Consider the following 13,011-nt stretch of genomic DNA (forward strand, 5'->3'; position numbering starts at 1 on the left):
CCATCCACCGGAGAAACGATGTTGAACAAACCGATACCGCTCGCCATCGGCGCCATCCTGCTGTGGGCCTCTTTGGCCACGCTGGGCGCGCTGACCCGAAGTCTGCCGCCCTTTCTCGTCGTCGGCGTCAGCCTGTGCGTCGGCAGCCTGCTGTCCATTCACCGCGTCCGCGATTGGAAAGTTCCGCCGCTGACCCTGCTGGCCGGCATCTACGGTCTGTTCGGCTACCACTTCCTGCTGTTTTTCGCCTTCCGGCTGGCGCCCGCGCTTGAAGCCAACCTGCTCAACTACCTGTGGCCGCTGCTGATCGTGATGCTGTCGCCGCTGCTGCGCCCCGGCACCCGATTGATGCGCCGCCACATCATCGGCGGCATTCTAGGCTTCATCGGCGCCGGACTGATCGTCACCGGCGGCAAGCTCGCGCTGTCTCAGCAGTACCTGCCGGGCTACCTGCTGGCGATCTCCGCCGCCGTGGTCTGGTCGACCTTCAGCCTGCTTCTCGGCCGCCTGCCAGCCTTTTCCGGCAGCGCGATGGGCGGCTTCTGCCTGGCATCCAGCCTGCTATCCCTGCTGTGCCATGCGCTGTTCGAGCCCGCCGCCCAACCCAACGCCGCGCAATGGGCGACGTTGGTCCTGCTTGGCCTGGGCCCGATGGGCGGCGCTTTCTTCCTGTGGGAGCGAGCGCTCAGGCTTGGCGATCCCCGGCAGATAGGCTCGCTCTCCTACGCCACCCCGCTGCTGTCCACGCTGCTGCTCACCGCCAGCGGCCAAGGCGAACTCAACCCTCTGGCCACCGTCGCCATCCTCCTCATCCTGGGCGGCGCGCTGCTGGGCACCCTGCCGGACCGGCGGGCGCCGCAGGTCCAGACCCAGTAGCTTTGCCCAAAACATGCACTAACAGTTAAAATAATCACTATCAAATAAAAGGAAAAGCCATGTCTGTTCTGAAGGAATTCAAGGAATTCGCCGTCAAGGGCAATGTGATCGATCTCGCCGTCGGCGTCGTCATCGGCGGCGCATTCGGCTCCATCGTCAAGTCGCTGGTGGACGATGTGATCATGCCCCCCATCGGCCTGCTGATAGGCAATGTCGACTTCTCCAACCTGTTCTTCGTGCTGAAGGACGGCGCCAAGCAGGCCGGCCCCTATGTCTCGGTCGCCGCAGCCAAGCAAGCCGGCGCCACCACGCTGAACCTGGGCCTGTTCATCAACGCGCTGGTCAGCTTCACCATCGTCGCCTTCGCCATCTTCATGCTGGTCAAGGCCATCAATCGGCTGAAACGCGAAGAAGCCGCGCCCGCCCCTGCCGCGCCCGCCACCAAGGAATGCCGCTACTGCCTGTCCGCCATCCCGGAAAAGGCCACCCGCTGCCCCTGCTGCACCTCCCAGCTTGACTAGAAACGCTGTCGGCCGCGGCGTCGAAATCGGCGCCGCGCTTGCTCGCGCCGAATGATTCCCCTACAATCGCTTCCGTTCTGGGGGAGTAGCCTCGGCGCGCGACAGCGCCGGCACCGGTCAACATACTTGGCATTCGCCATGGCCGCTGCGACGATCTTCCGTTTGGCAAGACCCATGACATGTTTGCGCACAGCGGGGCCGCGGCGCAGGCTTGTCATGGCGTGTCCGCGGCCCCTGGAGTTCCCATGCAAGCCTTCATGATTTCCACCGGCGTGGTGGCCTTGGCCGAGATCGGCGACAAGACCCAATTGCTGGCCCTGCTGCTCGCCTCCCGCTTCAAGAAGCCCGTTCCCATCATCCTCGGCATTTTCGTGTCGACGCTGGTCAATCATTTCGCCGCCGCCGCCGTCGGCCAATGGCTGATGAGCCAGGTCGGGCCCGACCTCATGCGCTGGGGCCTGGGCCTGTCCTTCGTCGCCATGGCGGTATGGATGCTGATACCCGACAAGCTGGATGAAACCGACGCGCTGCGCGAACGCTTCGGCATTTTCGGCACCACCGTGATCGCCTTCTTCATCGCCGAGATGGGCGACAAAACCCAGATCGCCACCGTGGCGCTGTCGGCTCGCTTTCCCGAACAGCTCTATATGGTGGTGGCCGGCACTACGCTGGGCATGATGATCGCCAACGTGCCGGCGGTGCTGCTGGGCGAGGTGGCGGCGAAAAAACTGCCGCAGAAACTGATGCACGCCATCGCCGCCGCGCTGTTCATCGGCCTAGGCATCGCCACGCTGATGACGCCGCTGTCGCTGTAATCGCGGACACGAAAAAGGGAGGCCGAGGCCTCCCTTTCTTCATCCAGCCCTCACTCCTGCGTCAGCAAGGCGTGCGGATCGAAGCCCACCCGCAAGGCGCCCCAATGCCGGCCGCGCAGCTCCAGCGGCAGCACCACTTCGGACAACACTTCTCCGGTATCTCGGCTGTAAGTCTGCAACAGGAAGGGCTGCACATTGCGCGCCGCGCGCAAGCCGGCGGCGTCGTTGAAGATGCGCTTGTCGCGGCTCTCGACCAAATCCTTGGCCGGATCGCCGCTAGGCGGCTTGCTGTACCAGCTGTTATGGGTCGGCGCGTAGCCGTTGCCATCCACCGCCACGCAGAACTTGCCGCCCGGAATCTGTCCCACCACCCCGTCCAGCATCGGCTGCAACAGCTTTTCCAGCTTGGCGTCGTAGGCGGTGCGGTATTTCGCCGGCGCGGTGCCGGCAATCTGCTGGTAACGCTGATCGAACAGATCCAGGCCGCTCTGCTGCGTTTGCTGCAACAATCCCTGCACTTGATCGCGGACGCCTCGCGCCCGATTCACCGCCTGATCGAAAGCGCCGTCGCCGATGACGAACTTGGAAACCAGTTCCTGCACCTGCTCCGCCGCCACCGTCAGCTCGGTCGCCGCCTTTTCCGTCTGCCCCAGACGGCCGCTCACCAGTTGCCCCAGCTGGTGGATTTCAGCCACATTCAGATTCACCTGCTGGTTGCTGTCGGCGAAACCATGCATGGTCGAAGCGATCTGGCTCAGACCGCTGGACGTCGCTTCGAAATCGCCCATCATTTTGCTGAAATGCTCGGACGCGCGCGAGATCACGTCGCGCGCCTGATTGGTATCGGCGGTGATGGCCTCGGTTTCCTGCTGGGTATTCGCCACCAGGCCCAGCATGCCGTCGATATTGTGCGAAATCTCGTCTGTGGCGGTTTTCACCCGCTCCGCCAGCTTGCGCACCTCATCCGCCACCACCGCGAAGCCTCGGCCGCTCTCGCCGGCGCGCGCCGCCTCGATGGCGGCATTCAACGCCAGCAGATTGGTTTGTTCGGACACGTCCTTGATCAGATCGACAATGGTCTTGATGCTGGCCGAACGCTGGCTCAGATCCTCCACCGTGTGGTTGAAATGGCCGACCTTGCGGCTGATGTCGTGAATGCTATCCGTCACCAGGCGCAGCTCCTGGTAAGAGTCGCGCGCCACTTTCAGGTTCTCGGCGGTGGTGGTGGAGATGGCCTCCGTCTGCTCGGTGACCAGCCCCGCGCCGCGCGTCGAATCATCGCTAGCCTGCCTCACCTGCTTGGCCAGGTCGTCTTGCTGGCGGGCGCTGCCCAGAGATTCGGTGACGTTGCGCCGCGTCACCGCGGAATCCATCGCGATGCGCACCGTCATCAGCCTCACCTTGCTGATGATTTCCCGCATCTTCAGCAAGAAGCGGTTGTAAGACAGCGACAACTCGCGGATCTCGTCATAGGTGATGGTGGGAATCTCGCGCGACAGATCGCCGGCGCCGGCGCCGATCTCGTTGAAGATCTGAATGATCATGCGCAGCGGCCGTACGATCAGGTAGCGCAGATACCAGACCATGAAAGCGATGAAAACGAAGCTCAACGCCCACAGCCCCAGCGTCCAGTAAAGCGCGCTGTCTATGCTCGCCTCGACCCCCGCCATGATCTGCGGCGACACCCCAGCGCCGCGCAGGCTGTCGCGAATGTCGGACAAGGCGTGGTAGCTGTAGGCCACCATCAGCAGCTGGAACAGGCTGATGAAGAAAAAACTGCACAATTTCTTGCCAAGCGTGTTCCAGAACGTTTTTTCCGAAAACGTGTACAAGCGCCAAAACCACTCCATTTGCTCTCCTCTTGCCGGCTGTGCCGCCGCTATTTTTTATTAGGACGTTATTTTTTCCGATGCGCGCCGCAATTGCCAGCCGATTCTCGCCCGGAAACTTGATCCACATCAAATCCACGCCGGCGCCATACCATCCAGCGCTCGCTGTCGCGGAAAACCGCGACGCTCGGCCCCAGCGCCTCATCCGCTTCCAGCCTGAACCACGGCGACAACAGATCCGCCAGGGACTCGGCATCAATGCCGAACGGCGGCCCCCGCTCAGTGTCGGCGACGAAAAACACGCCGGCCAGCGCCCCGCCGGGACGAATCAGCGCGGAAACCCGTTCAGCATATTGCCTGCGCATGCCGACAGGCAAGGCGCACAAAAAAGCCCGCTCGAACACGCAGTCGAAAACGGGCAATTCTTGCAGAAAAAAATCGGCGAGCAATAATCGGCCAGCCGCCTCCGGCCACTGCCTGGCCGCCAGCTCGATCGCGGCCTCGCTGAAATCCACCGCCAGCACCTCATGCCCCATGCCCAGCAAGGGCGGCATGTCCGCCGCGCTGCCGCAACCGGGCATCAACACCCGCCACGGCGGCTGCGCGGCGAAAAACTCGCGCGCGGACGGCGGCAACCGCCCGCCTTCCCATGGCATCACGCCTTCACGGTAACGCTGCTCCCAGAAATCCGCCTTGGAACTGTCCGCCATATCGTCCTTTCGATTCACCTCTCCCGCAGCCATGCCGCCGCCCGCTCCAGCGACAGGCCCGCGCAATCGCATGCGTCTTCGCCCGCAGATGCGGCGTCGCGCCAGCGCAGCCAACCCGCTTCGTCCAGCCGGTAATGCCCGCCTGCTGGCAAGCGCCCCCACTCTACGCCGTCGATTTCATCCAGCTCCAGCAGCGCGCCGCAGGCTGCCGCCAGTTGCAGTAAACGCATCCGCGCCGGCAAGCGCAGCCATACCGCCTCCCTCTCCTCGGCGGACATGAAGCACCACTGGCCCACTTCGGCGAAAGTGCGCGCGCAGCCGCGGCAAACATTGTCGCCCAAAGCGGTGGAGCACAGGGCGACACAAGGGGAATCGGGACGGGTAACGCTCATTCGAATGCTCGGCTAGGAAAAACAATGACTTGAAAACGGTTTATCGATTCGCGATAAAACCCAAACGAGTATATCAGCAACAGAAGGACAAACTGGCATCGGATAAAACCGATAATAGGAAGGAGAAATAAAATCGTGATGCGAATAGAAGTCGGGAGATGAAAACAAAAAAGCCAGCTTGCGCTGGCGTTTCAGTTTGATACAACTTTAGGTCTTATTGGTCGGGGTGAGAAGATTCGAACTTCCGACCCCCTGCACCCCATGCAGGTGCGCTACCAGGCTGCGCTACACCCCGACTCAAGAGAAACACAGTGTAACTGATTTATTATTTTTTGCCAATACCCGAATCCAACCATTCAAGGATGGATTCCAATTCGGCGCGCACTTCCTGCGCGGTAACCGGGCGTTCGCTATCATCGCCCATTCCCAGCCGCTGGCGAGCGCCCTGAATGGTGAAGCCGTCGTCGTACAGCAATTCGCGAATGCGGCGCACCAGCAAAACCTCGTGATGCTGGTAATAACGGCGATTGCCGCGCCGTTTCACCTGGCGCAACTGGGAAAACTCCTGCTCCCAATAACGCAGCACATGCGGCTTCACCCCAGCGAGTTCGCCGACTTCGCTGATGGTGAAGTAACGCTTGGACGGAATCGACGGCAGATCAGCCTTGCTTGTTAGCATGGTATTGCTCAACCATTCCCTTGAGTTTCTGGCTTGCGTGGAACGTTACCACACGGCGGGCGGTGATGGGAATCTCTTCCCCGGTCTTGGGATTGCGGCCCGGACGCTGCGGCTTGTCGCGCAACTGGAAGTTGCCGAAACCGGACAGCTTAACCGAATCCCCAGACTCCAGCGCCAGCCGGATCTCTTCGAAAAACGACTCGACCATGTCCTTGGCTTCGCGTTTGTTCAGACCAACCTGGTCAAACAGCAAATCGGCCAGTTCAGCCTTCGTCAAAGTCATGACATTCCCCTCAAACTTCTAAACCACAATCGACGGGCGGACCCACTGGGATCCGCCCGCCCACATCTTGATCACACGCGCAGTTGCGCGCCCAGTTCCGACACCGCGTCCAGCAGGGCCTGCATCGCCGGCTCCACATCCTCGTCGGTCAGGGTTCGGCTATTGTCCTGCATCAGCACGCTAAAGGCCAGACTCTTCTTGCCTTCGGCGACGCCCTTGCCGCGATAAACGTCGAACAAGGCGATATCGGTGACGATTTCAGCGCGCTTGGCATCGAACGCGGACAGCAGCTGCGCCACAGTCACCGCCTCGTCCACCAGCAGCGCCAGATCGCGGCGCACCGGCTGGAACTTGCTGACTGGCTGCGCCTTGATGCGGCTGCGCGCGATAGCCGCCGCCAGATCCAGCTCGAACAGCACGGGGGCGTTGACCAGATCATAGGCCTGCACCCACTGCGGATGCAGCTCGCCGATCACGCCGACCGCCTTGCCATCCACCAGCACCTCGGCGCAGCGGCCGGGATGGAAGGCCGGGTGGGCCGCCTTGCGGTACTCGGCCTTGATCGGATGCAGCAAGGCTTCGACATCGGCCTTGGCATCGAAGAAATCAACGCGCTCGGCCTTGGCGCCCCATTGCTCGGACAGACGCGGACCCCAGGCCAGACCGGCCACTCGTTCCGGCTGGTCGAAACCGTCCGCGCCGCGCAGGAACACGCGCGCCACTTCGAACAGCCGCACGCGCGGCTGCTTGCGGTTGATGTTGCCGGCCAGCACGTCGACCAGGCCGCCGATCAGCGTCGAACGCATCACGCTCATCTGGCTGGCAATCGGGTTCTGCAGGCGGATCGCGTTGTCGTTGCCGGCGAAATCGCGCTCCCAGCGCTCATCGACGAAAGCGTAGCTGACCACTTCCTGGTAATCGCGGCTAGCCAGCAGGTGGCGCAGCTGATCCACCGGCCGCTTCTCTTCCGGCTGCGCCAGCATGCGCATGCCGGAACGCGGCGCGTCGGCCGGGATGGCGTTATAGCCATAGACGCGCGCCACTTCCTCGATCAGGTCTTCCTCGATCTCGATATCGAAGCGGAACGACGGCGCCTGCACGGTGAAGACTTCATCGGCCAGCGTGTAGGACAGGCTCAGACGGGACAGAATGTCGCCGATTTGCTCGGAGGACAGCGCCACGCCCAGCACCTTGGCCACGCGCGCCACGCGCAGCTTGACGGATTGGCGCTTCGGCAGCTCGGCCACTTCCTCGACCACCGGGCCGGCTTCGCCGCCGCAGATGTCCAGCACCAGGCGGGTGGCGCGTTCAATCGCTTCGCGCTGCAGCGCGAAATCGACGCCGCGCTCGTAGCGGTAGGACGAATCGGAGCCGAAGCCCAGCTCGCGCGCCTTGCCGGCGATCGCTTCCGGCGCGAAGAACGCGGATTCCAGGAAGATGTCGCGGCTTGCGGTGGTGACGCCGCTGTGCTCGCCGCCCATGATCCCACCCATCGCCAGCGGTTTGGCATCGTCAGCGATCACCAAGTGCTTGGCCTGCAGCTCGACAGTCTTTTCGTTCAGGCACAACAGGCTCTCGCCGGCGCGCGCCTGGCGCACGGCGATGCCGCCTTCGATCTTGGCCAGATCGAAAGCGTGCATCGGCTGGCCCTGCTCCAGCAGGATGTAGTTGGTGATGTCGACGATCGCGGAGATCGAGCGCAGGCCGGAACGCTCCAGGCGCTGGCGCATCCAGGCCGGCGTCGCCGCGGCGGCGTCGACGCCCTTGACCACGCGGCCCAGGTAGCGGCCGCAAGCCTCGCGGGACTCGATCTTGACCGGGCGGGTATCGTCGATGGACGGCGCCACCGGCTCGATGGCCACCGGCGCGAGCGCGGCGCCGGTCAGCGCCGCCACTTCGCGGGCGATGCCGCGGATCGACAGGCTGTCGGCGCGGTTGGGAGTGATCTTCAGCGTGAACAGCTGGTCGTCCAGGCCCAGGTAATCGCGGATGCTCTGGCCGATCGGCGCGTCGGCCGGCAGCAGCATCAGGCCGTCGACGTCTTCCGGCACGCCCAGCTCCTTGCCGGAGCACAGCATGCCGTTGGATTCCACGCCGCGCATCTTGGTCGGCTTGATCTTGAAGTCGCCGGGCAGCACCGCGCCCGGCAGCGCGCAGGGAATGCGCACGCCGACGGCGACATTGGGCGCGCCGCAGACGATCTGGATCAATTCGCCAGTGCCCACGTCGACCTTGGTCACGCGCAGGCGGTCGGCGTTCTCATGCTTGACGCACTCCTTCACCTCGGCGATCACCACGCCGCTGAAGGCCGGCGCCGCGGCGACGGTCTCTTCCACTTCCAGGCCCGCCATGGTCAGCAGGTCGGACAATTGTTCGGTGTTCAGCGCCGGATTGACCCAGCTTCTCAGCCATTGTTCGGAAAATTGCATAGTCGGCTCCGTGCGCGATCAGTTGAATTGCTTCAGGAAGTTGAGATCGTTCTCGAAGAACAGGCGCAGATCGTTGACGCCGTAGCGCAGCATGGCGAAACGGTCGAGGCCGATGCCGAAGGCGAAGCCGGTGTACTTTTCCGGGTCGATATTGGCGATGCTCAGCACTTTCGGGTGCACCATGCCGCAACCGCCCACTTCCAACCATTTACCCTGCTCGTCCAGCACGTCGATTTCAGCCGAAGTCTCGGTGAACGGGAAGAAGGACGGGCGGAAACGCACCTGCAGGTCGTCGCGCTCGAAAAAGCGGCGCAGGAAGTCGGTGACCACCGCCTTCAGATCGGCGAAGGAGACGCCCTCGTCCACCCACAGGCCTTCCATCTGGTGGAACATCGGCGAATGGGTAGCATCGGAGTCGACGCGGTACACGCGGCCCGGCGCGACGATCTTGATCGGCGGCTGGTGGCTTTCCATGAAGCGCGCCTGGATCGGGCTGGTATGGGTGCGCAGCACGTCGCCGTTTTCAACGTAGAAGGTGTCCTGCATCGCGCGGGCCGGATGGTTTTCCGGAATGTTCAGCGCCTGGAAGTTGTAGAAATCGCTTTCGATTTCCGGGCCGTCGGCCACTTCGAAGCCCATGGTGCGGAACAGGCCGGCGATGCGCTCCAGCGTCAGCGCCACCGGATGCAGGCCGCCGCCGGCCGAGCCGCGGCCCGGCAGCGTGACGTCCAGCGCCTCGGCGGCCAGCTGGGCTTCCAGCTTGGCGGCGTTGAGCTGGTCGCGCTTGTCGTTGTGCGCGGCTTCGAACGCCTGCTTGGCCTGGTTGATGGTAGCGCCGGCGGACTTGCGCTCTTCCGGCGCCAGCTTGCCCAGCTGCTTGAGGAGTTCGGTCAGCTCGCCGCTCTTGCCAAGGAAGCGCGCCTTGACCTGCTCGAGCTCGATCAGATCGGCCGCGGCGGCGACTGCCGCCTGGCCTGCTTGGAGAATCGCGTCAACGTTGTTCATCGTGTCCCACACCGTATGCGAATAGAAGGCTGATCACACCGGGCATTGAGCATACCCGCTCTGATCAGCGCTCTGGAAAGGGCGGCCGGAAGAAAAAAAGGGAGGCAAATGCTTGCCTCCCTTCAGATCCGTCCCGGCGATTAAGCAGCGAGGCTTGCTTTCGCCTTTTCGACGATCTGCGCAAAAGCCGGCTTGTCGAACACGGCCAGATCGGCCAGGACCTTGCGGTCGATTTCGATAGCGGCTTTCTTCAGGCCGTTCATGAACTTGCTGTACGGCAGGCCGTTTTCACGGGAAGCTGCGTTGATACGGGCAATCCACAGTTGACGGAACTGACGCTTTTTCTGACGACGGTCGCGGTAGGCGTATTGACCCGCCTTCATCACCGCCTGTTTGGCGATGCGATAGACGTTCTTCCGGCGGCCGCGATAGCCTTTCGCCAGGGCGAGGATTTTCTTGTGACGAGCACGTGCGGTTACACCGCGTTTTACGCGTGGCATATTTCAGGTCTCCTTAAGCGTAGGGCATCATGGCGCGAACAGAGGCCACATTGGTCGCGTCCACCATGGAGGTGCCGCGCAATTGGCGCTTGTTCTTGGTGGTCTTCTTGGTCAGGATGTGACGCTTGAAGGCGTGTGCACGCTTGAAACCACCGCCACCCAGTACTTTGAGACGCTTCTTCGCGCTCGACTTGGTCTTCATTTTCGGCATGGAAATGCTCCTGCTGAATTTTGTTTAGATTAGACACAGGGTGGCCCGAAGGCTCTTGAAACCGCTGCGTCACGCTTTTGAGCAGATCGTTGCCGACCTACAAAATCGACACGGCAGAGCGCACTCTGCCGTGTCGAAAAATGATTATACCGATTATTTCTTCTTCGGCGCAATCATCATGACCATCTGACGGCCTTCCAGTCGCGGGAACTGTTCCACAGTGCCCACTTCCGCCAGGTCGGCTTCCACGCGCTTGAGCAGCGCGAGGCCGATATCCTGGTGTGCCATCTCACGACCGCGGAAGCGCAGGGTGACCTTGGCCTTGTCGCCTTCAGTCAGGAAACGGACCAGGTTGCGCAACTTGACGTTGTAGTCGCCATCGTCGGTGCCCGGACGGAACTTGATTTCCTTGATCTGAACCTGCTTCTGCTTCTGCTTGGCTTCGTGACGCTTCTTGGACATCTCGTACTTGTACTTGCCGTAGTCCATCAGCTTGCACACCGGGGGCTGAGCGGTCGGGGAAATCTCCACCAGATCCACATCGCCCTCTTCGGCCAGAGCCATCGCTTCACGCAGACTGACGATGCCAATCTGCTCACCTTCCTTACCTACCAGACGGATCTCACGAGCGGTAATCTCGCCGTTGATCCGTGCTTCGCGTTCCTGAGCTATAGCTGAAATCTCCTAATAAATGATAAGTATGCCGCCGCTGGATCAGGCCCCAGGCATCTCAGCCTTGAGGCGCGCGATGAACGCATCCAGCGTGAGCTGGCCCAGATCTTCGCCCCGGGCGCGCACGGCAACCAAACCGCCTGCCTTTTCCTTGTCGCCGATCACGATCTGATACGGCAACTTCTGCAGGCTGTGTTCGCGAATTTTATAGCCGATCTTCTCGTTTCTCAAGTCAAGCGCAACGCGGAAGCCTTGTTTCTCAAGAGATTTGGCCACTTCGCCGGCATAATCCGCCTGCGCTTCGGTGATATTCATCACCACCATCTGCACCGGAGCCAGCCACAGCGGGAAAGCGCCGGCATGGTTTTCGATCAAAATCCCGAGGAAACGCTCCAGCGATCCCAGCGCCGCGCGGTGCAGCATGACCGGGCGCTTGCGGCTGTTGTCATCCGCCACATACTCGGCATCCAGGCGCTCGGGCAGCATGAAATCGAGCTGCAGCGTGCCGCACTGCCAGGAGCGGCCCAGCGCGTCCTTGATGTGGTATTCGATCTTAGGACCGTAGAAAGCGCCCTCGCCCGGCAGCTCTTCCCACTCCACGCCGCAGGCGCGCAGCGCTTCGCGCATGCCTTCCTCGGCCTTGTCCCAGGTAGACTCTTCGCCGATGCGCTTTTCCGGACGCAGGGCCAGCTTGATCGACACCTTGTCGAAGCCGAAGCGGTCGTACACTTCCATCACCAGGCGATGGAAATCCTTGGCTTCCTGGTTGATCTGGTCTTCGGTACAGAAGATGTGGCCATCGTCCTGCACGAAGCCGCGCACGCGCATGATGCCGTGCAGCGCGCCGGACGGCTCGTTGCGGTGGCAGGAGCCGAACTCGGCATAGCGCAGCGGCAGGTCGCGATAGGAACGCAGACCGCTGTTGAACACTTGCACATGGCCCGGGCAGTTCATCGGCTTCACCGCATAGTCGCGCTTTTCCGATTCGGTGATGAACATGTTCTCGCGGTAGTTCGCGGCGTGGCCGGAACGCTCCCACAGATTGGCGTCCATCATCATCGGGGTGCGGATTTCCTTGTAGCCTTCTCGGTTCAGCTTGTCGCGCATGTATTGCTCGACGCTCTGCCACAGCTGCCAGCCCTTGGGATGCCAGAACACCATGCCCGGCGCCTCGTCCTGCAGGTGGAACAGATCCAGCTGCACGCCCAGCTTGCGGTGGTCGCGCTTTTCCGCCTCTTCCAGCATATAGAGGTAGGCGTCCAGGTCTTCCTTCTTGGCCCAGGCGGTGCCGTAGACGCGCTGCAGCATTTCATTCTTGCTGTCGCCGCGCCAGTAGGCGCCGGCCACCTTCATCAGCTTGAACACCTTCAGCTTGCCGGTGGACGGCACGTGCGGGCCGCGGCACAGGTCGGTGAACTCGCCTTCGCGGTACAGGCTCAGCACCTCGCCCTGCGGGATCGATTCAATGATCTCGGCCTTGTAGGCCTCGCCGATGCTCTTGAAGTAGGCGATGGCCTCGTCGCGCGGCAGCTCGTAGCGCTCGACCGGGATATCCTTCTTCGCCAGCTCGGCCATCTTCTTCTCGATCGCCGCCAGATCTTCCGGCGTGAACGGGCGCTTGTAAGCGAAGTCGTAGTAGAAGCCGTTCTCGATCTCCGGCCCGATGGTCACCTGCGCCTCCGGGAACAGCTCCTTGACGGCATAGGCCAGCAAGTGGGCAGTGGAGTGGCGGATGATGGACAGGCCGTCGGCATCCTTGTCGGTAACGATGGCCAGATCCGCGTTGCGGTCGATCAGGTAGCTGGTATCCACCAGCTGACCATCCACGCGGCCCGCCAGCGCGGCGCGCGCCAGACCGGCGCCGATGGACGCGGCCACTTCATGAACCGTTACCGGTTTGTCGAAAGAACGGACCGAGCCGTCCGGCAAGCGAATGTCTGGCATGTCAACTCCAACGAGGGCGAGAGGTTTTTGTGATCGAGTCTAAAGCAAAAGGGTAAAAAAAAAGTGCGGCCTGAGCCGCACTTCTTTTTCGCATGGTACAACCCGCAAGGCTCAGCTTCCGTGAGTATGTCGGGTTGTGGTAGTT

The 13,011-nt window shown here is 62.1% G+C and carries 14 protein-coding genes and 1 tRNA gene; 3 read left to right on the forward strand and 12 right to left on the reverse strand.

From position 1 onward, the window contains the following. The first annotated feature begins 18 nt into the window (after positions 1-18). From ACX17K_RS17670 to ACX17K_RS17680, 3 genes are all read left to right on the forward strand, one after another. Positions 19-876, forward strand: coding sequence for a DMT family transporter (locus ACX17K_RS17670; protein WP_493775808.1), 858 nt, complete (start codon positions 19-21; stop codon positions 874-876). A gap of 59 nt (positions 877-935) precedes the next feature. Beyond that, the gene (mscL, locus tag ACX17K_RS17675) at positions 936-1,397 is read left to right on the forward strand and encodes a large conductance mechanosensitive channel protein MscL (protein WP_011134914.1); all 462 of its coding nucleotides are present in this window, start codon (positions 936-938) and stop codon (positions 1,395-1,397) included. 245 nt (positions 1,398-1,642) lie between these two features. Beyond that, entirely contained in the window at positions 1,643-2,212 is a 570-nt protein-coding gene (locus ACX17K_RS17680; RefSeq protein ID WP_070981002.1) for a TMEM165/GDT1 family protein, read from the forward strand. Between the two features lie 50 nt (positions 2,213-2,262). Here ACX17K_RS17680 and ACX17K_RS17685 read toward each other — a convergent pair whose 3' ends face one another. The 12 genes from ACX17K_RS17685 to thrS form a co-directional block, all read right to left on the reverse strand. Next, positions 2,263-4,062 (reverse strand): methyl-accepting chemotaxis protein, encoded by a 1,800-nt coding sequence (locus ACX17K_RS17685; RefSeq protein ID WP_493775809.1) that lies wholly within the window; start codon positions 4,060-4,062, stop codon positions 2,263-2,265. Positions 4,063-4,109: 47 nt separating this feature from the next. Beyond that, entirely contained in the window at positions 4,110-4,865 is a 756-nt protein-coding gene (locus tag ACX17K_RS17690) for a methyltransferase (protein ID WP_493775810.1), read from the reverse strand. After that, a complete protein-coding gene (locus ACX17K_RS17695; RefSeq protein ID WP_493775811.1) occupies positions 4,766-5,143 on the reverse strand; it encodes a DUF1289 domain-containing protein in 378 nt (125 codons plus the stop codon). Before ACX17K_RS17695 ends, ACX17K_RS17690 begins: the two co-directional genes overlap by 100 nt. 218 nt (positions 5,144-5,361) lie before the next feature. Next, positions 5,362-5,438: transfer RNA gene (locus ACX17K_RS17700), tRNA-Pro, on the reverse strand. A gap of 30 nt (positions 5,439-5,468) precedes the next feature. Next, positions 5,469-5,822: a MerR family transcriptional regulator gene (locus tag ACX17K_RS17705; protein ID WP_021477053.1), complete on the reverse strand. Its 354-nt coding sequence runs from the start codon at positions 5,820-5,822 to the stop codon at positions 5,469-5,471. After that, complete coding sequence (locus ACX17K_RS17710) at positions 5,803-6,105, reverse strand: integration host factor subunit alpha (protein ID WP_011134908.1); 303 nt, start codon at positions 6,103-6,105, stop codon at positions 5,803-5,805. Before ACX17K_RS17710 ends, ACX17K_RS17705 begins: the two co-directional genes overlap by 20 nt. Positions 6,106-6,176: 71 nt before the next feature. Next, a complete protein-coding gene (gene pheT / locus ACX17K_RS17715) occupies positions 6,177-8,534 on the reverse strand; it encodes a phenylalanine--tRNA ligase subunit beta (RefSeq protein ID WP_493775812.1) in 2,358 nt (785 codons plus the stop codon). Positions 8,535-8,552: 18 nt separating this feature from the next. After that, on the reverse strand, positions 8,553-9,539 hold the full coding sequence (gene pheS / locus ACX17K_RS17720; protein ID WP_493775813.1) for a phenylalanine--tRNA ligase subunit alpha: 987 nt from the start codon (positions 9,537-9,539) through the stop codon (positions 8,553-8,555). 140 nt (positions 9,540-9,679) lie between these two features. Further along, entirely contained in the window at positions 9,680-10,039 is a 360-nt protein-coding gene (gene rplT, locus ACX17K_RS17725; RefSeq protein ID WP_021477050.1) for a 50S ribosomal protein L20, read from the reverse strand. 13 nt (positions 10,040-10,052) lie between these two features. Next, positions 10,053-10,250, reverse strand: coding sequence for a 50S ribosomal protein L35 (gene rpmI / locus ACX17K_RS17730; protein ID WP_011134904.1), 198 nt, complete (start codon positions 10,248-10,250; stop codon positions 10,053-10,055). A 153-nt stretch (positions 10,251-10,403) separates the two neighbouring features. Next, entirely contained in the window at positions 10,404-10,931 is a 528-nt protein-coding gene (gene infC / locus ACX17K_RS17735; protein ID WP_080509618.1) for a translation initiation factor IF-3, read from the reverse strand. Positions 10,932-10,964: 33 nt separating this feature from the next. Next, positions 10,965-12,866: a threonine--tRNA ligase gene (gene thrS, locus ACX17K_RS17740; protein WP_493775814.1), complete on the reverse strand. Its 1,902-nt coding sequence runs from the start codon at positions 12,864-12,866 to the stop codon at positions 10,965-10,967. Between the last annotated feature and the right edge of the window lie 145 nt (positions 12,867-13,011).

The organism is Chromobacterium sp. INPA-IVC, from assembly GCF_059047085.1.